The following is a 24,155-nucleotide window of genomic DNA, read 5'->3' as shown; positions in this document are numbered from 1 at the left end:
TTTACTTGCGTGTGAAGGCTACGCATATGTCACGGCTGGAACCTTCGCTTGCAGCATCGCCAGAATGATTCGGGTAGCATTTCGCCGATCGATAACAAGGAGAATCCGATGCAAGCGAACGAGATCGAATACCCGCGCGTGGCGCTGGTCACCGGCGCCGGTACCGGCATAGGCCGCGCGGTGGCGCTGGAATTCCTGGCGCAAGGTTATCGGGTCGTGCTGGCCGGTCGCCGCCGCGAGCCGCTGGAAGCCACCCGCACGGCGGCGGGCGAGGATGGCGTGAGGGCGTTGGTGGTTCCCACCGACGTGTCCGACGAACAGGCCGTGCGCGAGCTCTTCGACTCCACGCAGCGGGAGTACGGCCGCCTGGACGTGCTGTTCAACAACGCCGGGCGCGGCGCGCCGGCGATGCCCATCGAAGAGCTGCCGGTCTCGGTCTGGCGCGACGTGGTCGACACGAACCTGACGGGCATGTTCCTGTGCGCGCAGGCCGCCATCCGCGTGATGAAGGCGCAGAATCCGCGCGGGGGCCGCATCATCAATAACGGTTCGATCTCCGCGCATGCGCCCAGGCCGTTCTCCATCGCCTATACCGCCACCAAGCATGCGGTGACTGGGCTGACCAAATCGATCTCGCTGGATTGTCGGCCCTACAACATCGCCTGCGGCCAGATCGATATCGGCAACGCGGCGACCGACATGACCGAGCGCATGGCGGCGGGGATCCTGCAGGCGGACGGCAGCACTAAGGTCGAGCCGCGCATGGACGTGGCCCACGTGGCGCAGGCGGTTGCCGCCATGGCGCGCCTGCCGCTGGAAGCCAACGTGCAGTTCATGACCATCATGGCCACCAATATGCCCTTCGTGGGGCGCGGCTGAAAACGCGTCCAGCCTGCGGCAGCCCGTCAGTCATGACGGGCTGCCGCAGGCTGCGATGCCCCTTGGCCAGCGCGCTGCGCGCCGCCCGATTTCCGCGGTCAGCGCGGAGAGGCTTGGGCCAGCATCTGGCCCTGCTTCGTATCCAGGTAGCGCCGGGCGCCGACATAGCGCTTGGCCCAATAGGAATTCTGCATTTCATCCACGCGGACCTTGGTGCCGCGGCGCGGCGCATGGACGAATCGGTTCTGGCCGATGTAGATGCCCACGTGCGAGGTCACGCCGCGGCCGCGCGTGGCGAAGAAGACCAGGTCGCCGGGACGCAGTTCCTTCTTGTTGCCGACGGATTCGCCGGCCGTGCGTTGCGCGCGGGCGGTGCGGGGGAGTTCCAGCCCGGCGATCTCGCGGAATACGTACAGGACCAGGCCGCTGCAATCGAAGCCTTCGGCGTCGTCGCCGCCCCAACTGTAGGGGGTGCCGATCGCTTCCAGGCCAGCCTGCACGACACGCTCGCGCAAGGTGGGGACGGTAGGCTCTTGCGCCAGGCGCAGGCCGTTGAGCGTCGGACGGGCTTCTTCGGACCGGAGCGAAGCCTGGGCGGCGTCGGGGATCCAGGAGAGGGTCAGGGCCAGGATGGGCGCTGACAGGAATACGGGAATGCGGAAATTGGCAATTCGGGCTTTTCGCGTGGGCGGCGTCATTACGTCACTTCAGAACTCGGAGTGGGCGGCATGGCTTTGCCTGGGAGGCAAGCCGGCGGAAAGGGGCGATTCCAGGACGCATGGACCCGGAATGCCATGACATTGTAATGGAATAAAGTTTCATTACATTTGTAGTGCAATGCAGCATTCTTGTCCGGAGACGTTACGGGCCGCCGCCGGGAGAAGAAGGGCGCGCGGCGGGCGGGCGCCGGCGGGGAGTGTGACGCTATTTCTACCGCGGGCTCGTGCATAATCGGCAGGAACGGCCTCCTCGGCACGGCAAGCCGCGAGCGGCCGCTGAAACACACATAAGAATGCGGAGCAGAGCTCGATGATGAACGCAGTACACCCGTTGTCCTCCATGAACCGGCCCGACCCCATGCCCTTCGAGCCTTTCCAGGACGCCGTGTCGGCGGTGGATCGGCTGATCGAAATCTATGCGCGCAATACCGCCTTCCTGCGCGCCGCCTTCCGCGACGTCCTGAAAGGGGGAGGCAACAACGGCCGGGAGCGCGCCCGCGCCTACTACCCGGCCATCCGCATCGTCGTGGAAACCTACGATCCGATCGATACGCGGCTTTCATACGGACATGTGGCCGAGCCGGGCGTCTACCAGACCACCGTCACCCAGCCGGGGCTGTTCCGCGATTACCTCATCGAACAGGTGAGCCAACTGCTGCAGAACCACCGCGTGGCGGTGGAAGTGGGCGAGTCCGACTCCCCGATCCCCCTGCATTTCGCCTTTCCCGAGGGCGCCTACGTCGAGGGCGAGCATCTGGAGGCGCTGAAGCGCCCCTTGCGCGACCTGTTCGACGTGCCGGACCTAGCGGTGACGGACGATGCGATCGTCAATGGTTCATGGCGCGGCAAGGAGGGCGAGCCCAAGCCGCTGGCGCCGTTCACGGCCCAGCGGGTGGACTATTCGCTGCACCGGCTGCAGCACTACACCTCGACCGCGCCGGCGCACTTCCAGAACTTCGTCCTGTTCACGAATTACCAGTTCTACGTCGACGAGTTCTGCGCCCGCGCGCGCGCCCTGATGGCCAGCGGCAACGAAGACTACGAAATGCTGGTGGAGCCGGGCAATCGGATCACGCGGCGCGGAGAAAGCGGGCCCGGCGACGAGGACCAGGCGGTCCGCCTGCCGCAGATGCCGGCATACCATCTGGTGCGCGGCGACCATTCCGGCATCACGCTGGTGAACATCGGCGTGGGCCCGTCCAACGCCAAGACGATCACCGACCACATCGCGGTGCTGCGGCCGCATGCCTGGCTGATGCTGGGCCACTGCGCAGGCCTGCGCGATTCGCAGCGGCTGGGCGACTACGTGCTGGCCCACGGCTACGTGCGCGAGGACCACGTGCTGGACGACGACCTGCCCACGTGGGTTCCCGTGCCGGCGCTGGCCGAAGTGCAGGTGGCGCTGGAGCAGGCCGTGGAAGAGGTGGCGGGGCTGTCGGGCTGGGACCTGAAGCGCATCATGCGCACCGGCACGGTCGCCACCATCGACAACCGCAACTGGGAACTGCGCGACCACCTGGAACTGGTGGAGCGCTTTGCGCAATCCCGCGCGATCGCGCTGGACATGGAGTCCGCCACCATCGCCGCCAACGGTTTCCGTTTCCGGGTGCCTTACGGCACCTTGCTGTGCGTGTCCGACAAGCCGCTGCATGGCGAGCTGAAGTTGCCCGGCATGGCCAGCGCTTTCTATCGCCGCCAGGTGAACCAGCACCTGGAAATCGGCATCCGGGCGCTGGAGCGTCTGCGGGGCATGCCGCCCGAGCGGCTGCATTCGCGCAAGCTGCGCACCTTCATGGAAACGGCCTTCCAGTAGGCGCGGGGAAGGGCCGCGGGCGCGGCCCTTCGATCCGTCCCCCAGACACTTCCATTTCGCCTGCAGGGGCGTCTTGCGCTATTCTCGCCGGTTGCTTGGAAATCCCAAGGCACCCGGCGCGTCTCGCGCCCGTGCCTTCATGACCTGAAGGAATGCATTTTGGCACCATCGGAACACGATGAACGCCGCGCAGGCGGCACGCGCGGGGCGGAGGCCGGCCGGCCGTCCGAGCTGCGCCGCTCGCTGTCCGCGCGGCACCTGACGATGATCGCGGTGGGCGGGTCCATCGGCACCGGGCTGTTCGTGGCCTCGGGGGCGACCATCGCCAAGGCTGGTCCGGGCGGCGCGCTGCTGGGCTACGTGCTGATCGGCATCATGGTCTATTTCCTGATGACCAGCCTGGGCGAACTCGCCGCGGCCATGCCGGTGTCGGGATCCTTTTCCACCTATGGCGCCCGTTATGTCGAGGACGGCTTCGGTTTCGCGCTGGGCTGGAACTATTGGTACAACTGGGCCGTGACGGTGGCGGTGGACCTGGTGGCCGCGCAGCTCGTCATGGCATATTGGTTCCCGGACGTGCCAGGCTTCTACTGGAGCGCCTTGTTCCTGGCGCTGACCTTCGGCCTGAACGCAATGTCGGCGCGCGGCTTCGGCGAGGCGGAATTCTGGTTCGCCCTGATCAAGGTGGTTGCGGTCCTGGGTTTCGTGGCCATGGGCGTGATGATGCTGCTCGGCATCATTCGCGGCGGGGAAACCGGCGGCCTGGCCAACTGGACGGTGGGCGATGCGCCCTTCGCCGGCGGCTTCGCCGCGCTGATCGGCGTGGCGATGGTGGTGGGCTTCTCCTTCCAGGGCACCGAGCTGATCGGCATCGCCGCGGGCGAATCCAAGGATCCGGCCCGCAACCTGCCGCGCGCGGTGCGCCAGGTGTTCTGGCGCATCCTGCTGTTCTACGTGATGGCGATCCTGGTGATCGGCCTGCTCATTCCCTATACCGATCCGCACCTGCTGCGCAACGAGGTCGAGGACATCAGCGTCAGCCCGTTCGCCCTGATCTTCGAGCGCGCCGGCCTGCTGGGGGCGGCCTCGGTCATGAACGCCGTGGTGCTGACCTCAGTGCTGTCGGCGGGCAATTCGGGCATGTATGCGGCCACGCGCATGCTGTACAGCCTGGCCCGCGAAGGCAAGGCGCCCCGCATCTTCGGCCGCATTTCGCGCAGCGGGGTGCCGCTGTGGGCGCTGCTTGCCACGACGGCCGTCGCGGCCCTGTGCTTCTTCACCTTCGTTTTCAGTCCCAACGCCGTCTACATCTGGCTGCTCAATACGTCGGGGATGACGGGCTTCATCGCATGGCTGGGCATCGCGATCAGCCATTACCGTTTCCGCCGCGGCTACCTCAAGCAAGGCCACAACCTGGCCGATCTGCCCTATGTGTCGCCGTTCTTCCCATTCGGCCCGATCTTCGCCTTCGTGCTGTGCCTGATCATCACCCTGGGCCAGAACTACCAGGCGTTCCTGCAGGACAAGATCGACTGGGGCGGGGTGGTGGCCACCTACATCGGCATCCCGCTATTCCTGCTGATCTGGGCGGGCTACCGCCTGGCGCGCGGGTCGCGCTTCGTCAGCTACCGCGACATGAGCTTTCCGGACGCCCGCGCCCGCAGCGAATACCTGGATTCGGCCCTGCGCGGCGCCCCGGCCGCAGCCACCGACCAGTAGGATGGGTGCAGCGCGAGACACAGGACAAAAGAACCCCATCATCCAACGCGCGCAACCCATGCGGCCGTGAACATGGCGGCATTGCTTGCGGCTGGATGGTTTGCTCACGGCCGCATGGGTTGCGCGCGCTCGACACTGGCGTTCTTCTGCTCGGGCTCTCGCGCTACACCCATCCTACGGTGCGTGTGAACGCCTGCCCAGGTTATTCGATGTTTTGCGCCTGTTCGCGCATTTGCTCGATCAGCAGCTTCAGGTCCATGGCGGCGCGGGTGACGTCCATGCTGCCGGCCTTGGAGCCCAGGGTGTTGGCTTCGCGGTTCATTTCCTGGAACAGGAAGTCCAGGCGCTTGCCCGCGCTGCCGGCCTGCTTCTTGCCGGATGGCTTGCCGCCGCCGTCGGCGAGCAGGTGGCGCAGTTCTTCCAGGTGCGAGCGCAGGCGCGACAATTCTTCAGCCACGTCGATGCGCAGCGCAAACAGATTGGCTTCCTGCGACAGGCGTTCCGAGAGCTCGGCGCCGGAAATATGAGTGAAGCCGCCGGGGAAGGCGGATTCCACGCTTTCGCGCAGCTTGGCCGCGAGCTTGTCGCGATGGTCGGCCAGCAGCTGGGGCAGGTGGGTCTGCACGGTTTCGACGATGCGCGCCACGCCGTCGGCGCATTCGCGCATCATGCCGGCCAGGCGTTCGCCTTCACGCGCGCGGCCTTCCTGCAACTGGGTCAGCGCCTGCTGGGCGGCCTGCATGCAGGCCGCGCCCCAGGCTTGCGGATCCAGCGAATCGTTCGCGCGCTGGCCGGGCCAGTTGAACAGTTCCACCAGCCGGGGCGGAGCGATGTCGGGGACAATGCGGCGGGCCGCCTGCAACTGTTCGGCCAGGCTTTCCAGCCACGAGGGATCCAACTTGGACAGGTCGGTGCTGGCGTTGCGGGTGTAGGAAACGCGTATCTCGACCTTGCCGCGTCCGAGGTTCGCGGTCAGCAGTTCGCGCAGCGGCGTTTCCACGTGGCGCAACTCGTCGGGAAGGCGGAAATACAGATCCAGGAACCGGCTGTTGACGCTGCGCAATTCGAGCGCCAGCGTGCCTTGTTCCAGGTCTGCTCGGGCGTTGCCGAAGGCGGTCATGCTGCGAATCATGGTGTGGGTGTCCTGGTGATGCTTGTGTCGGGGCCGGTCGTGCCGATGCCCGCCGTGCCGGCGGAGGGCGTCGAACCGGATATATCGCGGCAGGATACTCCAAGCGGCGGTTTCCTGCGGCGCCACCCCGTACAATGCCGCCAATCAATGCCACGTCTGGAGCCTGCCTGTGACTATCGCCCCCTCCATCGCCCGTCCGTCGGGCCGCGCCGTCGACGAATTGCGCCCGTTCAGCCTCGAACGCGGATTCACGCGCTACGCCGAAGGCTCAGTGCTGGTGAAGGCCGGCAATACCCATGTGCTGTGCACGGCCAGCGTATTGGAAAAGGTACCCCCATTCCTGAAGGGCAAGGGGGAAGGCTGGGTAACGGCTGAATACGGCATGTTGCCGCGGGCCACGCACACGCGCGGCGACCGCGAGGCCGCGCGCGGCAAGCAAAGCGGCCGCACGCAGGAAATCCAGCGCCTGATCGGGCGCAGCCTGCGCGCGGTGTTCGATATGAAGGCGTTGGGCGAGCGCACCCTGCACCTGGATTGCGACGTACTGCAGGCCGATGGCGGCACGCGCTGCGCGAGCATTACCGGCGCCTGGGTCGCGGCCGCCGATGCTGTGGCCTTGCTGATGAAGCGAGGAGACCTGGCCGCCAACCCGATCCGCGACGCCGTCGCCGCGGTGTCGGTCGGGCTGGTGGATGGGCGCGCGGTGCTGGACCTGGATTACCAGGAAGATTCGGCTTGCGACGCGGATGTGAATGTCATCATGACAGGCGGTGGCGCCTTCGTGGAAGTGCAGGGCACGGGCGAAGGCGCGACCTTCACGCGAGCCGAGCTGGATACGATGCTGGTACTGGCCGAAGGCGGCATTGCCGGCCTGGTGCGCGCCCAGCGGGCGGCGCTGGCTTGTGTCTGACACCCTTGAGATGATGCTTCAATTTGGCAGGGCAGTGCGTGGGGTGTCAGACACTGGCGATGCTTCTGTGTCTGACACCCTTGAGACGATGCTTCAGCCTGGCAGGGCGGCGCTTGGGGTGTCAGACACTAGGCGATGTTTCGGTGTCTGACACCCTTGAGACGATGCTTCAGCTTGGCAGGGCGGTGCTTAGGGTGTCAGACACTAGGGATGCTTCTGTGTCTGACACCCCTGAGACGATGCTTGAGCTTGGCAGGGCGGTGCTTAGGGTGTCAGACACTGGCGATGCTTCTGTGTCTGACACCCCTGAGACGATGCTTCAGCCTGGCAGGGCGGTGCTTGGGGTGTCAGACACTGGCGATGCTTCTGTGTCTGACACCCTTGAGACGATGCTTCAGCCTGGCAGGGCGGTGCTTGGGGTGTCAGACACTAGGCGATGGTAGCAGCGTGCCCACCTTTTCCGTCTTTTCCAGCCCCCAGATCGCGTCGATCAGGCCGCGCAGTTCCTGTTCGGTCGCGGCGCCGGCGTAGCGGCCGAGACTGAGCGTCTTGTCCTCGATCTCGGGGCGGCTGAGGGTATTGCCCGGGTCGCCCTTGGGCTCGTCCACGCGGCTGTGCAGCTTGCGGCCGTCGCGCGTATAGACGGTGACCTTGCCGATCCAGCGCTGGGGATACGCGCCGTCGACTTCCGGATCCAGCTCCATTTCGACCTTGCCGCGGAACGCGGCGACGCCCGGGTCGTCCAGGCCTGCGTCGAATTCGGCCAGGCCCGCGCGTCCCTGCCGGGCGATCAGGGCCAGGACGGTGCCCATGGAGAACTTGGACTGGTGCACGGTCTGCGGATTCACGACGGGGCCGAGCACGTCGATGGCGCCCTGGTGCACGTGGGCGACGACGCGCTCGACGTCGGCCTCGGTCAGGTTGTTGTCGCGCAGCGCCTGCTGCAGCGCGTCGGCTGCCGGATGGGTATGGCGGCACGACGCATGGAACTTGAACGAGGTTTCGATCAGCGCCCAGCGCTCGCCCAGCCGGTCGCACAGGCGGCTCGGGTCGGCGTCGGTCGACATACCGGCGGCCATGCCTTGCGGGCCTTCCAGGATGTGGCGCGCGCCGGTGAAGCCGTCCTGCGCCAGGTAGGCGGCGGTGATGCCGTCGGCCGCGGCCTTGGCGGTGTGCAGCTGCTTGGAGTCGGCGGCGTCGCGCAGGAATTCCCACAGTCCCGCGGCCTGCGTGCCAGCGGAGCCCAGCGCGTTCAGCATGGCTTCCGGCGACAGGTTGAGCAGGCGGCCGGTGGTGACGGCGGCGGCCAGCGTGCCGGCGGTGCCGGTGGTGTGGAAAATCTTGTAGTGCGAGCGGCCGAGGAATTCGCCCACGCGGATGCCGATCTCGTAGCCGGCGACGGCGGCGACCAGCAGGTCGCGGCCGGAGCGGCCCAGAGCCTGGGCCACGGCCAGCGCGGGCGGGAACACGACCGCGGCGGGGTGGAACACGGAGCCGTTGTGCACGTCGTCCTGCTCGACGACGTGGGCGGCCGCCGCGTTCACCATGGCGGCGAACAGCGGCGTGGTGCGGCGGCGGGTGATCAGGACTTCGCTGGCGCCGTCGGCCGGGCCCATGGCCGCGGCGTATCGGTCGATGGCCTGGACGGCCCGGGCGGATGCGCCGGCCAGGATCGAGGCCAGGCAGTCCAGCAGCAGGTCTTCGGCGCGGCGCAGGACCGGCGCGGGAATGTCTTCGTAGCGCAGGTTGGCGGCAAAGGCCGCCAGTTCGGCGCTCAGGTGCGGGGTATCTTTGGCTGCGGTCATGGATGGGCGTATCAGAAGGAGCGGGGCAGGCCCAGGATGTGTTCGGCGACGTACGACAGGATCAGGTTCGTCGAAATGGGCGCGACCTGGTAGAGACGGGTTTCGCGGAACTTGCGCTCGACGTCGTACTCGTTGGCGAAGCCGAAGCCGCCGTGGAACTGCAGGCAGGCGTTGGCCGCCTCCCAGGAGGCGTCGGCGGCCAGCAGCTTTGCCATGTTGGCTTGCGCGCCGCAAGGCTGGTGGGCGTCGAAGAGGCGGCAGGCCTCGTAGCGCATCAGGCTGGCCGCTTCCACGTTGATATGGGCGCGGGCGATGGGGAACTGCACGCCCTGGTTCTGGCCGATGGGGCGGCCGAACACCATGCGTTCCTTGGCGTAGGCGGTGACCTTGTCCACGAACCAGTAGCCGTCGCCGATGCATTCGGCGGCGATCAGGGTGCGCTCGGCGTTCAGGCCGTCCAGGATGTACTTGAACCCCTTGCCTTCCTCGCCGATCAGGTTCTCTTCGGGGATTTCAAGGTTGTCGAAGAATAGCTCGTTGGTCTCGTGGTTGACCATGTTGGGGATGGGCCGGATCGTCATGCCGTGCTTGACGGCGTGATGCAGGTCGACGAGGAAGATGGACATGCCTTCCGACTTGCGGGTGACCTGCTCCAGCGGCGTGGTGCGGGCAAGCAGGATCATCAGGTCGGAGTGCTGCACGCGCGAAATCCAGACCTTCTGGCCGTTGATGACGTAGCGGTCGCCGCGCTTGACGGCGGTGGTCTTGATCTTGGTGGTGTCGGTGCCGGTGGTGGGTTCGGTGACGCCCATGGATTGCAGGCGCAGCTCGCCGGCCGCGATGCGCGGGAGGTACTCGCGCTTCTGGGCTTCCGAGCCATGGCGCAGCAGGGTGCCCATGTTGTACATCTGGCCGTGGCAGGCGCCGGAGTTGCCGCCGCTGCGGTTGATTTCCTCCATGATGACCGAGGCTTCGGTCAATCCCAGGCCCGAACCGCCGTATTCCTGCGGAATCAGGGCCGCCAGCCAGCCCGCTTCGGTCAGGGCGTTGACGAACGCTTCGGGGTAGCCCCGTTCTTCGTCGACCTTGCGGAAATATTCGGAGGGGAACTGGGCGCAGAGATCGCGCACGGCTTCGCGGATGTCCTGGTAGGCGTGGGAGGCGTTGTGCATGAGGCTGTTTCTGGATGGGTGATGGTTCGGTACAGGGTTGAATGTGCCGCAAGGCGCAGCCCATGCCAATTCACAATTGGTTAATACGGGGTTCCTGTTCGCAAAAGCGCGGTTTCATGACGGGAGTTTGTCAGCCCGGCTCCGGGGTTGTGTCAAGAAATTGCCAAACTGGGTGCCCATAATTCCGGCCAGGGCCGCCGCGGGCGGCGAGGTAACACACGGACGGATATGCGGAAAAACATCAGGGTCACAACGGCGTTGTCAGCCATTCTTGCGTTGTTTGTGGTGCTGTTCGCCGTCGCGGCGGCGGCCGGCATTGCCGTGCTGCGCGATAACCGCGCGGATATCGAGGCGCTGGGCCGGGGCAGCATCGAGCGGGCCAGCGACCTGTCGGACTTGACGAGCAGGCTGTTCCAGGCCCGCGCCGCGCTGACGGATGCGAAGACGGCGATGGAAAGCGGCCTGCAAGAAGCCCGCGACCAGTCGCTGGGCCATGCGGACGCGCTGCTCAAGCAGGCCGCGGCCAGCCTGGCCCGCCTGCGCGCGAACCCGGACACCAGTGCGCAGGGCGCGCTGCTGTTCGACGGGGTGCTGGCGGCGTATGCCGCCTTCGCGGACCAGACGTTGGCGCCCATGCTGGCCGCCATCAAGGGCTGGAACGGCATCGAGGTGAATCGGCTGGTGGACAAGGTGCTGCCCGCCAGCGGCGCGGGCTACGTCAAGCAGGCGGACGCGTACCAGGCGTATGCGCGTCAGCAGGGGCAGGCGGCGGTGGCGGGCGCGAGCCTCACCCTGGAACGGGTGATCGCGGTGGCCGCCGGCGTGCTGGGGCTGGTGGCTGTGCTGGCGCTTCTGATCCGGCTGGCGTTCCGCCGCGGCATCCTGCGGCCGTTGAACGAGGCCGGCTCGCACTTCGATCGCATCGCGGATGGCGACCTGACGGGCTCGATCGCCATGCGTGGCGACAACGAGATCGGCGTGCTGTATTCCGCCATGCGGCGCATGCAGACCGGCTTGTCGGCCGCCGTGTCGTCGGTGCGGCAGGGGGTGGAGGAAATCCACGCCGGCTCGGGCGAGATCGCCGCCGGCGGCGCGGACATGTCGGACCGCACCGCCCGCCAGGCCGGCTCGCTGCAGGAAGCGGCGGCCAACCTGACGCAGCTGGCGCATACGGTGCAGCTGACCGCCGGCAATGCCGACCAGGCCAGCCGGCAGGCGCAAGGCGCCACGCAACTGGCGCAGCGCGGCGGACAGGCCGTCGAGGAAGTGGTGCAAAGCATGCGCGGCATCGCCGACAGCGCGCGCCGGATCGGCGAGATCGTGGGGGTGGTCGATAGCATCGCCTTCCAGACCAATATCCTGGCGCTCAACGCCGCGGTGGAGGCGGCTCGCGCGGGCGAGCAGGGCAAGGGCTTCGCGGTGGTGGCGGGCGAGGTGCGCTCGCTGGCCCAGCGCAGCGCGCAGGCGGCCAGGGAAATCAAGGGCCTGATCGAGGACTCCGCCTCGCGGGTGGAGGCCGGGGTGCGCCAGGTGGGCTTGGCGGGCGACACCATGCGCGACATGGTCGTGTCGGTGGACCGGGTCACGCAGATCGTGGCCGATATCTCCAACGCCACCGCAGAACAGGCCGCAGGCATCGCATCGGTGAACGACGCGGTGGCCGACATCGAGCGTTCCACCCAGGAAAATGCCGCCATGGTGGAGCAGACCGCCGCGGCGGCCGCGGCCCTGGAAGCCCAGGCGCAGGGCCTGCGCAGGGCCGTCGCGGTGTTCCGGATCGCCGCGCCGGGCGGCGCGGAGCAGGCCTCAGCCGTCGAGCTGCGGCAAAGGGGCGCCGGCGTAGCGCTCGGTCACCAGCGACAGGTTCCCATGCTTGACCTTGTGCTTGACGTGGGCGGCGGCCGAGGCGATGTCCTCCGGGCGGATGCGCTCGCATAGTGAGGGCGTGACGGTGAGGGCGCCCACCCCCAGCGTCACGAACGGGAAGAAGCGCGGCACGCCGTAGCGGTCCTCGGCTTCGATGCCGCCGTTGCGGCGGCCTTCGTCGTCATACAGGTCGATGGCGCGCTCGTTGAACTCCGCGATGATGCGGCGGGCGCGGTCCATCCAGTCTGAACTGCGCATCAGCACGACGAAATCGTCTCCGCCCACGTGGCCCACGAAATCGCGCTGCGGATCGCAGTGGCGCTTGATGACCTCGGCGGTCAGCATGATCATGTCGTCGCCGCGCCAGTAGCCATAGACGTCGTTGAACGGCTTGAAATTGTTCAGGTCGCCATAGCAGATCGTGAAATCGTCCGCGTCCTCCAGCAGGGTGGCGATATGCCGGCTGATGGGGATATTGCCGGGCAGCGAGGTCAGCGGGTTGGCGTAACGCGCGGCTTCGATGCGCATTTCCGTCACGGAGCGCACCAACGTCTCGCCGGTGGCCAGGCCGTCGTAGCGGCCCTCGCGGGTGATGATCAGCCCGTCCATCAGGTAGCGCTGGTCCTCGGAAATCAGCACGTGGCTCAGTTGGTCGATGGACACGTTCAAGTCCACCAGCACCGGCTCCGCGTTCATGAAGGTCGAGCAGGCGTCGCGGCCGAACAGCTCGCGGGTATAGCGCTGCGCGTAATGCTCCAGGAAGTCGCGCCGGTTGATGATGCCGACCGGGCGGTTGTCGGCATCCACCACCGCCACCGCGTGCATGCCCTTGTGCTCGATGAAGAGCCGGTGCACGTCATCGTTGGTGTGTTCGGGCAGCAGGGCGGCCGGCGCCTCGACGCGGAGGCTGGCGGCGGTGCCGCCGACGGCGCGTTGCGGCGTAGCCGCGGGCGTGCGCACGCGCAGCGAATCGCGCAGGGGCGGGGCCAGCTCGGTCAGCAGCATTTCGTCCGGCCGGCCCAGGAACCAGCCCTGGGCGTAGCGGATGTCCAGCTCGCGCACCACGGCCAGGTCTTCGGCGGTTTCGATGCCCTCGGCCACGATGGCGGTGCCCAGGTGCTGCGCCACCTTCAGGATGGCGCGCACCATGTTCTGCTTGCGTGCGTCCTGGCCGATGCCGTCGAAGAAATAGCGGTCGATCTTGACCAGGTCCGGCTGCATCTCGGACCACAGCTGAAGATTGGAATTCCCCACGCCGTAGTCGTCCAGCGCGACGCGCATGCCGTGCTCGCGCAGGCAGGCGAATGCGCTGGCGACTTCCTCCATGTGGTCGGACAGCGGGTCCTGCTCGGTCAATTCGACAATGATGCTGGACGGCGCGAGCGCGCAATCCTTCAGCAGGCGCTGGGGCATTTCGTCGCCCCACAGCGTCCAGTAATGGATCAGGGCCGAGCCCGACAGGTTCAGGAACAGCATGCCGGAGGCGTCGTGCCGCTGGAAGCCCTGGGCGCCGGCGCGGAAGCTGGCCAACTCGAGCTGCGGGTGCAGCCCCTGGCGCCGGGCTTCGGCGAACAGCGCGTCGGGGAAGTGCAGGGCGGTATCGGCCGGCCCGCGGATCAGGCTTTCGTGGCCATAGACCCGGCTGTGGGACAGGTCAACGACCGGCTGGAAACGCGGGCGCAGCAGCCGTTTGCGCAGTATGCCGGCGAGGTTCACGTGCGCGGACGCGCTGTCCGGGTTGGAGGAGGACGCGCGGGCCGCGGCCTGCCTGGGCAAAGCGTGAATAGGGTCCATCGCCGGTGCGTTCAGATACGATCAGTGACAAGTTGGCCATATTGACAACAAAATATGTCTGCGTTGTTGCGCCGACGACTGGCGCGCAATCTTCAGCCGTCGCCTTGGGCCTGTCAACAACGAATTGGTTTTGCCCTTCCGGCCGGCAGGGATATTGGGCGGATCGGCGGCGCGAGAGGGCCGCCGCCTATACAATTTGCCCCATGACTTCCCCCAAGATTCCCGATTCCCTGCGCCGCGTCGTGCTGGCGTCCAACAACGCCGGCAAGCTGCGCGAATTCTCGGCCCTGTTCGCGCCCCTGGGCATAGAGCTGGTCCCCCAGGGCGAGCTCGGCGTGCCGGAAGCCGAAGAGCCGCACGTTACATTCGTTGAGAATGCGCTGGCCAAGGCCCGCCATGCCAGCCGCCTGACCGGGCTGCCGGCCCTGGCGGATGATTCGGGCCTGTGCGTGGCCGCGCTGGAGGGCGCGCCGGGCGTGTATTCGGCGCGCTATGCCCAGATGCACGGCGGCGAAAAGTCCGACCAGGCCAACAATGCGCTACTGGTGAGCAAGCTGGCCGGCATCGGCGACCGCAGCGCCTGGTATGTTGCAGTGCTGGCCCTGGTGCGCTCGGAAAACGACCCGCGGCCGCTCATCGGCGAAGGCCTGTGGCATGGCGAGATCATCGACCAGCCCGAAGGCGCCAACGGCTTCGGCTACGATCCGCACTTCTACCTGCCCGACCTGGCCTTGACCGCCGCCAGCCTCGATCCCGAGGAAAAGAACCAGGTCAGCCACCGCGCCCGCGCGCTGCGCGAACTGCTGGGCAAGCTGAACCAGGCTTGAGGAGGGCGCCGCGCGGCGCCGGGTCCAGGAATTACGCATGTCCATCATCATTCCCATCCGCAACGACATGGGTGCGCCATCTTCGCGTCCGAAGGCGCCGGCCGGCGCGGCGCTGACCAGCCTGCCGCCGTTGTCGGTCTATGTGCACGTGCCCTGGTGCGTGCGCAAGTGCCCGTATTGCGATTTCAATTCACACGCCGCGCCCGGGGGCGAGATTCCCGAGCGCGCCTACCTGGACGCCCTGCGCAGCGATCTGGAGCAGGCGCTGCCTTCCATCTGGGGGAGGCAAGTGGTGTCGGTGTTCATCGGCGGCGGCACGCCCAGCCTGCTGTCTTCGGCCGGGCTCGACGAATTGCTGGCCATGCTGCGCGCCTACCTGAACCTCTGGCCCGACGCCGAGATCACCATGGAGGCCAACCCGGGCACTGCCGAGGCCGGCCGTTTCCGGGACTACGCCGCCAGCGGGGTGACCCGGTTCTCGCTGGGCATCCAGAGCTTCGACGACGCCCAGCTGAAGAAGCTGGGGCGCATCCATGACGCCGCCCAGGCCAGAGCGGCCATCGAGATGGCGCAGCGCGCCGTGCCGCGCGTGAACCTGGACATGATGTTCGCCTTGCCCGGGCAGACGCTGGACGCCTGTCTGGCCGACCTGCGGCAGGCCGTGGCCTTCGGCACGGAGCATCTTTCGCTCTATCACCTGACCATGGAGCCGAACACGGTCTTTGCGAAGTTCCCGCCGGAGGACCTGCCGGACGACGACACGAGCGCGGCAATGCAGGACGCGGTCGAGGCGGAACTGGCCGCGGCCGGACTGGGCCGCTACGAGGTGTCCGCCTACGCCAGGCCGGGCGCGCGCTGCCGGCACAACCTGAATTATTGGGAGTTCGGCGATTATCTGGGCATCGGGCCGGGCGCCCACGGCAAGCTGTCTTTCCACGACAGGATCGTGCGCGAGGCCCGGCTGCGCGGCCCGGAATCCTGGATGCAGGCCGCGATGGCGCGCGACGGCAGCCATATCGCGGAAAGCCGGCAGGTCGGCCCGGGCGAGCTGCCGTTCGAGTTCATGCTGAACGCGCTGCGCCTTAAGGAAGGCGTGGCTTCGTCGGCATTCGGCGAACGCACCGGTTTGTCGCTCGCCGTTATCGCGCACCAATTGGAGGCAGCCTCGAAACGGGGCCTGCTGGACGCCGATCCCACCCGCTTGCGGGCGACACCCCTGGGCTGGCGATTCCTCAATGACCTGCAGGAAATGTTCCTGTAGCGGTATTGCACCAGCATGGGGCATGCGTGCCCCATGCTTTGCACCATAATGGTGCTACATTTCCTCCTGACCCTGATGCCGTCCCCCGGGAATCCCAGGGGCAAAACCTGGCACGCATATTGCTTCCCTGATTTATGCCAGTCGACGGGCAAGGCCCTCGACCTTTTTATCTAATGGAGATGACATGGCAAGCCCGAAAGACGTCCTGAAACAGATGGCCGACAACGAAGTGAAATTCGTGGATTTCCGCTTTACCGATACGGTTGGCCGCGAGCACCACGTTTCCGTGCCCACCAGCGCTATCGATGAAGACAAGCTGGAAAGCGGTCAGGCTTTCGACGGTTCCTCGATCCCGGGCTGGAAGGGCATCGAAGCGTCCGACATGCTGCTCATCCCCGACCTGTCGACGGCCAACATGGATCCGTTCCGCGAAGAGCCGACCCTGATCCTGTCGTGCGACGTGGTCGAACCCTCGGACCTGAAGGGCTATGACCGCGACCCGCGCTCGCTGGCCAAGCGCGCCGAAGCCTACCTGAAGTCCTCCGGCCTGGGCGACACCGCCTACTTCGGTCCGGAACCCGAATTCTTCGTGTTCGACGGCGTGACCTGGAACACCGACATGTCGGGCACCTTCGTCAAGATCAAGTCGGAAGAGGCCTCCTGGTCCACCGGCCTGGATTTCGAGGGCGGCAACACCGGCCATCGTCCCGCCGTGAAGGGCGGCTACTTCCCCGTGCCTCCGGTCGACTCCTTCCAGGACATGCGTTCGGAAATGTGCCTGCTGATGGAGCAGATGGGCGTGCCGGTCGAAGTGCACCACCATGAAGTGGCCGGCGCCGGCCAGCTCGAGATCGGCACCAAGTTCAGCACGCTGGTGCAGCGCGCCGACTGGACGCAGATCACCAAGTACATCATTCACAACGTGGCCCACGCCTACGGCAAGACCGCCACGTTCATGCCCAAGCCCATCGTCGGCGACAACGGTTCCGGCATGCACGTGCACCAGTCGATCTGGAAGGACGGCCAGAACCTGTTCGCGGGCAACGGCTACGCCGGCCTGTCGGAATTCGCGCTGTACTACATCGGCGGCATCATCAAGCACGCCCGCGCGCTGAATGCCATCACCAACCCCGGCACCAACTCGTACAAGCGCCTGGTCCCGCACTACGAAGCCCCGGTCAAGCTGGCCTATTCGGCCCGCAACCGCTCGGCTTCGATCCGCATCCCCTACGTCGGCAACCCGAAGGGCCGCCGCGTCGAAGCGCGCTTCCCGGATCCCCTGGCCAACCCGTACCTGGCTTTCTCGGCGCTGATGATGGCCGGCCTGGACGGCGTGCAGAACAAGATCCACCCGGGCGATCCGGCCGACAAGAACCTGTACGACCTGCCGCCGGAAGAAGACGCGAAGATCCCGACCGTGTGCTCGTCGCTCGAGCAGGCGCTGGAAGCCCTGGACAACGACCGCGAGTTCCTGACCCGCGGCGGCGTGTTCAGCAACGACATGCTTTCGGCCTATATCGACCTGAAGATGGGCGATGTGAACCGCCTGCGCATGACGACCCACCCGGTCGAATTCGACATGTACTACAGCCTCTGATGCATTGAGGCTGTGCCTGGGGGCGGCGCGATGATGTAGGCAGAAACCAGGGCCCGCATCGCGCGCACTTCCAGGACGCGGTTCGACGGACGGTCCGCCTGGCTCAGGCCGGGCGGGCGCCCGCGCCGTCGCGTTCCGCTTTCCCCTCACATTCGGGTATGTTGAAAAATGAATGTAGAAGCTCTCGATCTGCTAGCCACGTCCGTTTTCCTGGTCAACGAACGCGGTCATATCGAATACGCCAACGCCGCCGCCGAGGATCTGTTCGGCCGCTCGCGCAAGCAACTGGGCGGGCACTCCGCCGCCACGCTGTTCGACAGTCCGGAAAACATCCAATCCTCCATCGACCGCGCCGCCGCCGGGCGCTACGCGGACGTGAGGCAGCTCGCCTCCTTGCGCCGCGCAGCCGAGTCCGTGGAGGTGTCGGTGACGACGATAGGGCTGACGGGCCAGCGCTGGCCGGTGCTGATCGAAACGCGCGAGATCGAGCAGCGCGTGCTGGCCGACCGCAATCATCGGCTGGTCGACGAGATCGAGGCGCATCGCGAACTGCTGCGCAACCTGGCGCATGAAGTCAAGAATCCCCTGGGCGGCTTGCGCGGCGCCGCGCAATTGCTGGAGGCCGAGCTGCCAAGCGCGGCCCTGGCCGAGTACACCCAGGTCATCATTTCCGAAGCCGACCGCCTGCAGGCGCTGGTGGACCGCCTGAGCGGCCCGCAGCGCGTGCCGCTGAACGCGCGGCCGGTGAACATCCACGAGATCTGCGAACGCGTTTGCGCGCTGATCCAGGCCGAGTTCCGCAACGACGTCACGCTGCTGCGCGACTACGATGCGTCGATGCCCGACCTGAAGGGCGATGCCGCCCGCCTGATGCAGGCCGTCCTGAACGTGGCGCGCAACGCCGCCCAGGAACTGGTCGCGCGGCCCCAGGGGCCGCAAACCGAACCCGGTGTCGTCACCCTGCGCACGCGCGTGGCGCGGCAGGTCATGCTGGCGCACAAGCAGCATCGCCTGGCGCTGGTGCTGTCCATCATCGACAACGGCCCCGGCGTGCCGGACCATATCCGCGACCGCATCTTCCATCCGCTGGTCACGGCCCGTGCCGGCGGAACCGGGCTGGGCCTGAGCCTGGCCCAGGACTTCGTGCAGCAGCACGGCGGCATCATCGAATTCGAATCCCGGCCAGGGCGCACCGAGTTTCGCCTGGTCCTTCCGATGGAGCCTGCACACTGATGAAACCCGTATGGATCGTCGATGATGACCAGGCTATCCGCTGGGTCCTGGAAAAGGCGCTGGCCCGCGCCGGCATTCCCACGCGCAGCTTTTCCCAGGCGGCCGATGTGCTGGAGGCGCTATCGCGCGAAACCCCGGTCGCCCTGGTGTCCGATATCCGCATGCCTGGCGGCAACGGCCTGGAGCTGCTGCGGCAGTTGAAGGAGCGCCATGCCGGCCTGCCGGTGATCGTGATGACCGCGTTCGCGGACCTGGACAGCACGGTGTCCGCCTTCCAGGGCGGAGCCTTCGATTACCTGGCCAAGCCGTTCGACGTGAACGAGGCGGTTGCGCTGATCCAGCGCGCCGTGCAGGAGTCCACGCAGCCCGAAAGCCCTGAAGGGCAGGGCGAATCCGCGCAGAACAACGAGCGTTGGATGATGACGCAGTCGTCGTCCACCGCCATGCAGGAAGTCTTCCGCGCCATCGGCCGGCTTGCGCAGTCCAAGGTCACGGTGCTGATCACGGGCGAGTCCGGCACCGGCAAGGAACTGGTGGCGCGCGCCTTGCACGGGCACGGTGTGCGCGCGGGCGGCCCGTTCGTGGCGTTGAACGCCGCGGCCATCCCGCGCGATCTGCTCGAAGCCGAACTGTTCGGCCACGAGCGCGGCGCCTTCACGGGGGCCAACAACCTGCGCCGCGGCCGCTTCGAAGAGGCGCACGGCGGGACGCTGTTCCTGGACGAGATCGGCGATATGCCGATCGAATTGCAGACGCGCCTGCTGCGCGTGCTGGCGGAAGGCAGCTTCTATCGCGTCGGCGGCGCCCAGCCCGTGCGGGTGGACGTGCGCATCGTGGCGGCCACGCACCAGCCGCTGGAGCAGCGCGTCGAACAGGGCCTGTTCCGGGAAGACCTTTTCCACCGCCTGAACGTGATCCGGCTGCGCCTGCCGCCGCTGCGCGAACGCGTGGAGGACATCCCGGCGCTGGCCGGCCACTTTCTCAGCGCCAGCGCGCGCGCCCTGGGCGTGCCGGTCAAGCGTCTGACGCCCGAAGCGCTGGCGGTGCTGACCAAGTTCGATTTCCCGGGCAACGTGCGCCAGCTGGAGAACTTCTGCCATTGGCTGACCGTGATGGCGCCGGGGCAGACGGTCGAGCCCGCGGACCTGCCGCCGGAGATCCGCGCCATGGAGCACCAGCCGCACGCGAGCCCTGGCTCGCGTCCGGTTGCGCCGGCGGCCGGCGCCGGAACCGTGCTGAGGGCGCCCGAGCCCGTGGACGAGGACTCGCCGCGCAACTGGCAGGATTCCCTGCTACGCGATGCGCAGTACCGGCTGGAGCGGGGCGAGCCCGCGGTCATGGCCACGCTCACGCGGCAGTTCGAAAAGATCCTGCTGCAAAGCGCGCTGGACGCCAGCCGGGGGCGGCGCGTGGAAGCGGCCAGCCGGCTGGGGATCGGGCGGAACACGATTACCCGGAAGTTGCGGGAATTAGGGATCGAGGACGAGTGATCCTCTAGGTGCCTCTTTCTTGAGCATCATTGTTCTTCGGGCGGCGTCCAGTTTTGGACGCCGCCCGTTCTTTTGACGCCGTCCGCGCCGGGGCCCTGAGGCGCGCGGGTCAACGATTGCGCACACGAACCGGGATGTGAAGCGCCGTGACATCGGGGCGTCCCCGATGGCAACGAAGCCTTCACTGCGGCCCTTTCGCCTCCTTCTTTGCCTCCTTCTCCTTTTTTGCGCCATCGTGATGGGACTTGATGGCGAGAAACATGCACGTGCCCAACACGAGGAGCTTGAACGCACCGAAGACTGCAGGAACCCAATAATCCATCATTTCCTCAAAACGCTGCTTCAGCAGCTTCATTTACTACTGGCGGGCCAGGCAAAGACCGCTCCGGGGTTGAAAGCACGGACGCTCCGCATCCAGACAAGCTCGGCGCGGCCAGCGCTGTCAGCAGGTGCCGCGCAGGCACAACCCGGGCAGAGCGAGCGTTATACTCCCTACGAATTTCCAAATTTTACCGCTAAAATCCATACAAGAAGTTGAATTGTATGGTTTGTGTTTTGTACTTGCGTCAGCGGCATGGAACCCATACATAAAGATAAGACATGTCTCTCTCTCGTCGCCTGAAAAAAGCAAACATGTCTTGGGTGCGCCCCCTTACCGCGGGCTCGGGCTCTCGGTACCAGCAAATCGCCGCGCAAATCGTTACCGCGGTGGAGGACGGTGTGCTTCGGCCTGGGGACCGGCTGCCCCCGCAGCGCGAACTAGCCCAGACATTGGGAGTCGACCTCACGACCGTCACTCGCGCTTACACGGAAGTGCGCCAGAAAGGGATTTTGGAAGCCCAGGGGGCAGGCGGGACCTATGTGGCTTATTCCGGGGCGGAAGCAGGAGGGACGATCGACTTGGGAATGAACATCCCTCCGTTGCTTGGCTGTGCGGAGTTTTCGCGCATGCTTGCACAAGGAAGTGGCGCAACGCAGGTAGCGGCAAGCTCGATGGATCTGATGAGCTATCACGTGGGTGCAGGGGCCAATCGGCATCGTGCGGCAGCGGCGAAATGGCTGCAGCCCATGATAGGCAGCACGGACATCGAGCGGATCGTGGTTTGCCCTGGCGCTCAAACCGCTATCGCGGCACTGCTTCTGGCCAGAAGCCAGACCGGAGATGCCATTGCTTGCGATGAGTTGACTTACCCAGGCTTCCTGGCCGCAGCGCGCTTGCTCCAGCGCTTGGCCGTAGGGGTGAAGTCGGATGAATTCGGAATGGATCCTGCCGACCTCGAGCGAGTGTGCGAACAGCATCGTCCCGCAGTGCTGTACTTGAATCCGACGATCCAGAACCCAACTGCGCTGACTCTCTCCACCGAGCGACGCACGGAGCTGTTGCGCATTGCAGAGAAATACGCGCTGCCAGTCATTGAAGACGATCCTTACTGGCTGTTGGCCGAGCGTCCGCCGAGCACAATGTTTTCGTTGGCCGCCAACACGTCTTCGACTCCGGTCTACTACGTCTCGACGTTGTCCAAATGCATAGCGCCAGGCCTGCGCACAGCTTACTTGGTCGTGCCTTCCGGCGAGCCCTTAAGTCCGGTTCTCGATGCGCTGCGTTCGCTGGCTTTGATGCCCGCTCCCTGGATGACTGAAATGGCGTCGACCTGGATAGAGTCGGGCGCTGCCATTCAATGGCTCGCGCAGATCAAGAGTGAGCTGCGGCATCGGCAGACGATCGCAGCATCGATCCTCCCGGGGAATATTCAGGCAGACCCGAACGGGCTTCACCTCTGGCTCCAGTTGCCGCGTCATATCGACTTCTACCGGCTTGCACAAACGGCGCTGCAACAAGGTGTGAGCGTCACGGATTCGGAGTCATTTTCCACGGGGCCCTACAGCCCCGTAGCGCTTCGCGTGTCATTGGGCGGAGCCATAGACCGAAATCGCCTGACGCACGGCCTGACCCGATTGGCGGAGTTGCTCCAGGACGATCTTGCCAGGCGGGTTTCAAACGTTGTTTGATTCGCCGAGGCGTTCAGTCTCACCGCTGGGCTTCGTTCGAAAACCGGACGTGGTTTCGCAACTTCACGCGTTGCCGAGCGCCTGGCGGGCCTAGCCCAGGCCGAGCAGGCTTTCGCAGAGGCGCGGCGATTTCAGCTTTTGCAGCCACCATTTCAAGGCCTCGCCCGGCGGCTCCGCGCGCCAGGCGTAGGCGACGTGTTCCGTCAGGGACATGCCTTCGTCGGTTTCGCATACGGTCAGCAGGCCCTGTGCCAGATAGGGCGCGGCCAGCGTCAGCGGCAGGTAGCCGCAACCCAGTCCGCGGACTTGGGCATCGATCTTGGCCTGCATGGTCGGCATGACCAGCGTGGGTTGCTCCGCCAGGATGCCGCGTGTCTGCGGCGCGAGATTGCGCGACGTGTCGGCCACCACCACCGCGCAATAGCGGGTGATGTCGGCCCGGCTGAGCGGCTGCGGCAGGGACGCAAGCGGATGATGGGCGGCCACGCAGAACGCGAATTGCGACTGCCCGATGGCTTGCGAGCGGTAGGGGCCCGTCGGTTCGCCGGCCGCCCCGGCGCCTATCACGAGGTCTGCGCGCCCCGAGGTCAGCGCGTCCCAGTTGCCGCTCAGCACCTCGCTGGAAAAGCGCAGCGTGGTGGCGCTGCCCAGCGCCTGGAACTCTTCGATGAGGTCGTAGAGCGGGCGCCAGGGCAGCACCGCGCTGACGGCGATGCGCAGCTCCACCTCCCAGCCCGTGGCGATGCGTTTGACGCGGCAGGCCAGGTCGTCGAGCGATTGCAAGACGTGGCGGCCGTCGCGCAGCAGCGTTTCGCCGGCAGGGGTCAGCAGCGCGCGGTGGCCGGAGCGGTCGAACAGCAGGACGTCCAGGCCGTCTTCGAGCTTGCGGATGGAATAGGTGACGGCCGAGGGCACCTTGCCCAGTTCGCGGGCGGCCTTGGCGAAGCTGCCGTGGCGCGCGATGGCGTCAACGAGTATGAGCAGTTCTGGGGTGATGGGCTGCATCGGGGAATGGGCGTTCAAATAATTTGAATGGTTCCGTCAAACTATAGCGCCAAACAGCGGGCCGGGCACGCGCACAATATCACTCATGCCGGTGGTGCGGCGAGTTGCCTCAGGAAGCAGGCGACGTTCAGGTCCAAGCCACCATTCACATTATTGAAACAGGAGTCCGCAATGCTTACGATTCGCCGCGCTGCCGAACGGGGTCACGCCAACCATGGCTGGCTCGATTCGTTTCACACTTTCTCTTTCGCCAACTACTACGACCCGGCCCACATGGGTTTCGGCGCGCTGCGCGTGATCAATGACGACCGCATCGCCGCCGGCCGCGGCTTCGGGACACACGGCCACCGCGACATGGAGATCATCACCTATGTGCTGGACGGCGCGATCGCCCACAAGGACAGCATGGGCAGCGGCTCGACCATTCAGCCCGGCAACGTGCAGCGGATGAGCGCCGGACGGGGTGTGATGCACTCGGAGTTCAATCCGTCGCCCGATACCGAAACGCACATGCTGCAGATCTGGATCGAGCCCGACGTTGCCGGCATCGCGCCGGAGTATGAAGAGCGCGCGTTCAGCGATGCGCAAAAGCGCGGCCGGCTGCAAGCCCTGGTGTCGGCCGATGGGGTCGATGGCTCGATGAAGATCCATCAGGACGCGCGCCTGTACGCCGGCCTGTTCGATGGGGCGGAGTCCGCCTCCCTGGACCTGGCCGCTGGCCGCCGCGCCTGGGTGCACGTGGCCCGGGGCAGCGTGGTCGTGAACGGCGCCGAGCTCTCGGCCGGCGATGCGGCCGCGGTCACGGGCGAAAGCCGTGTCGAAGTGTCGGGCGGCAAGAACGCCGAAGTGCTGGTGTTCGACCTTGCGTGACGCGCTTGCCGGGCGGATTTTTCCGCCCGGCGCACTTTAAGATGGTTCTTGGC

Annotated in this window: 18 protein-coding genes and 1 pseudogene; 12 read left to right on the top strand and 7 right to left on the bottom strand. The window is 66.2% G+C overall.

Annotation, left to right across the window (positions count from 1 at the left end; genetic code table 11):
• Window positions 1-108: 108 nt before the first annotated feature.
• A complete protein-coding gene (locus JL37_RS29120; RefSeq protein ID WP_043548887.1) occupies window positions 109-879 on the top strand; it encodes an SDR family oxidoreductase in 771 nt (256 codons plus the stop codon).
• Between the two features lie 98 nt (window positions 880-977).
• Here JL37_RS29120 and JL37_RS29115 read toward each other — a convergent pair whose 3' ends face one another.
• Window positions 978-1,577 (bottom strand): C40 family peptidase, encoded by a 600-nt coding sequence (locus JL37_RS29115; RefSeq protein ID WP_043548774.1) that lies wholly within the window; start codon window positions 1,575-1,577, stop codon window positions 978-980.
• 331 nt (window positions 1,578-1,908) lie between these two features.
• On the opposite strand from JL37_RS29115, the gene JL37_RS29110 reads away from it, so the two are divergent.
• Both JL37_RS29110 and JL37_RS29105 read left to right on the top strand, forming a co-directional pair.
• The gene (locus JL37_RS29110) at window positions 1,909-3,411 is read left to right on the top strand and encodes an AMP nucleosidase (RefSeq protein WP_369798638.1); all 1,503 of its coding nucleotides are present in this window, start codon (window positions 1,909-1,911) and stop codon (window positions 3,409-3,411) included.
• 231 nt (window positions 3,412-3,642) lie between these two features.
• Window positions 3,643-5,130, top strand: coding sequence for an amino acid permease (locus JL37_RS29105; RefSeq protein WP_052097692.1), 1,488 nt, complete (start codon window positions 3,643-3,645; stop codon window positions 5,128-5,130).
• A 202-nt stretch (window positions 5,131-5,332) separates the two neighbouring features.
• Here JL37_RS29105 and JL37_RS29100 read toward each other — a convergent pair whose 3' ends face one another.
• Entirely contained in the window at window positions 5,333-6,262 is a 930-nt protein-coding gene (locus tag JL37_RS29100; RefSeq protein ID WP_043548770.1) for a YicC/YloC family endoribonuclease, read from the bottom strand.
• Window positions 6,263-6,431: 169 nt separating this feature from the next.
• Here JL37_RS29100 and rph point away from each other — a divergent pair, with 169 nt between their 5' ends.
• Window positions 6,432-7,172 (top strand): ribonuclease PH, encoded by a 741-nt coding sequence (rph, locus tag JL37_RS29095; RefSeq protein ID WP_043548767.1) that lies wholly within the window; start codon window positions 6,432-6,434, stop codon window positions 7,170-7,172.
• Window positions 7,173-7,594: 422 nt separating this feature from the next.
• Here the strand turns inward: rph and JL37_RS29090 are convergent, their stop codons facing one another.
• Both JL37_RS29090 and JL37_RS29085 read right to left on the bottom strand, forming a co-directional pair.
• The gene (locus JL37_RS29090) at window positions 7,595-8,977 is read right to left on the bottom strand and encodes an MmgE/PrpD family protein (protein WP_043548766.1); all 1,383 of its coding nucleotides are present in this window, start codon (window positions 8,975-8,977) and stop codon (window positions 7,595-7,597) included.
• 11 nt (window positions 8,978-8,988) lie between these two features.
• The gene (locus JL37_RS29085; RefSeq protein WP_043548765.1) at window positions 8,989-10,149 is read right to left on the bottom strand and encodes an acyl-CoA dehydrogenase family protein; all 1,161 of its coding nucleotides are present in this window, start codon (window positions 10,147-10,149) and stop codon (window positions 8,989-8,991) included.
• 228 nt (window positions 10,150-10,377) lie between these two features.
• On the opposite strand from JL37_RS29085, the pseudogene JL37_RS30300 reads away from it, so the two are divergent.
• Window positions 10,378-11,811: pseudogene (locus JL37_RS30300) on the top strand (methyl-accepting chemotaxis protein); the annotation flags it as partial.
• A 144-nt stretch (window positions 11,812-11,955) separates the two neighbouring features.
• Here the strand turns inward: JL37_RS30300 and JL37_RS29075 are convergent.
• On the bottom strand, window positions 11,956-13,809 hold the full coding sequence (locus tag JL37_RS29075; RefSeq protein ID WP_052097670.1) for an EAL domain-containing protein: 1,854 nt from the start codon (window positions 13,807-13,809) through the stop codon (window positions 11,956-11,958).
• Between the two features lie 203 nt (window positions 13,810-14,012).
• Between JL37_RS29075 and rdgB the strand changes: the two genes are divergently transcribed.
• The 5 genes from rdgB (at window position 14,013) to ntrC (ending at window position 20,217) form a co-directional block, all read left to right on the top strand.
• Window positions 14,013-14,636 carry an RdgB/HAM1 family non-canonical purine NTP pyrophosphatase gene (gene rdgB, locus JL37_RS29070; protein WP_043548764.1) on the top strand — a complete coding sequence of 208 codons (624 nt, stop codon included), beginning with the start codon at window positions 14,013-14,015 and terminating at the stop codon, window positions 14,634-14,636.
• 37 nt (window positions 14,637-14,673) lie between these two features.
• Window positions 14,674-15,897, top strand: coding sequence for a radical SAM family heme chaperone HemW (gene hemW / locus JL37_RS29065; RefSeq protein ID WP_043548763.1), 1,224 nt, complete (start codon window positions 14,674-14,676; stop codon window positions 15,895-15,897).
• Between the two features lie 184 nt (window positions 15,898-16,081).
• Window positions 16,082-17,494, top strand: coding sequence for a type I glutamate--ammonia ligase (glnA, locus tag JL37_RS29060; RefSeq protein WP_043548762.1), 1,413 nt, complete (start codon window positions 16,082-16,084; stop codon window positions 17,492-17,494).
• 168 nt (window positions 17,495-17,662) lie between these two features.
• Entirely contained in the window at window positions 17,663-18,727 is a 1,065-nt protein-coding gene (glnL, locus tag JL37_RS29055; RefSeq protein ID WP_043548761.1) for a nitrogen regulation protein NR(II), read from the top strand.
• The gene (gene ntrC, locus JL37_RS29050) at window positions 18,727-20,217 is read left to right on the top strand and encodes a nitrogen regulation protein NR(I) (protein WP_043548760.1); all 1,491 of its coding nucleotides are present in this window, start codon (window positions 18,727-18,729) and stop codon (window positions 20,215-20,217) included. Before glnL ends, ntrC begins: the two co-directional genes overlap by 1 nt.
• Window positions 20,218-20,398: 181 nt before the next feature.
• On the opposite strand, the gene JL37_RS30795 is transcribed toward ntrC, so the two are convergent.
• The gene (locus JL37_RS30795; RefSeq protein ID WP_197064665.1) at window positions 20,399-20,572 is read right to left on the bottom strand and encodes a hypothetical protein; all 174 of its coding nucleotides are present in this window, start codon (window positions 20,570-20,572) and stop codon (window positions 20,399-20,401) included.
• Window positions 20,573-20,817: 245 nt separating this feature from the next.
• Between JL37_RS30795 and JL37_RS29045 the strand changes: the two genes are divergently transcribed.
• On the top strand, window positions 20,818-22,227 hold the full coding sequence (locus JL37_RS29045) for a PLP-dependent aminotransferase family protein (RefSeq protein ID WP_043548759.1): 1,410 nt from the start codon (window positions 20,818-20,820) through the stop codon (window positions 22,225-22,227).
• A 90-nt stretch (window positions 22,228-22,317) separates the two neighbouring features.
• On the opposite strand, the gene JL37_RS29040 is transcribed toward JL37_RS29045, so the two are convergent.
• Window positions 22,318-23,232, bottom strand: a complete 915-nt coding sequence (locus JL37_RS29040; RefSeq protein ID WP_043548757.1) for a LysR family transcriptional regulator — start codon at window positions 23,230-23,232, stop codon at window positions 22,318-22,320.
• A 171-nt stretch (window positions 23,233-23,403) separates the two neighbouring features.
• Here JL37_RS29040 and JL37_RS29035 point away from each other — a divergent pair, with 171 nt between their 5' ends.
• Window positions 23,404-24,102: a pirin family protein gene (locus JL37_RS29035; RefSeq protein WP_043548755.1), complete on the top strand. Its 699-nt coding sequence runs from the start codon at window positions 23,404-23,406 to the stop codon at window positions 24,100-24,102.
• The last annotated feature ends 53 nt before the right edge of the window (window positions 24,103-24,155 follow it).

Origin of the sequence: Achromobacter sp. RTa (assembly GCF_000757485.1) — a bacterium.
Lineage (GTDB): Bacteria > Pseudomonadota > Gammaproteobacteria > Burkholderiales > Burkholderiaceae_B > Achromobacter.
The sequence above is the reverse complement of the archived record's forward strand: the minus strand, read 5'-3'. Positions and strand labels throughout refer to the sequence as shown.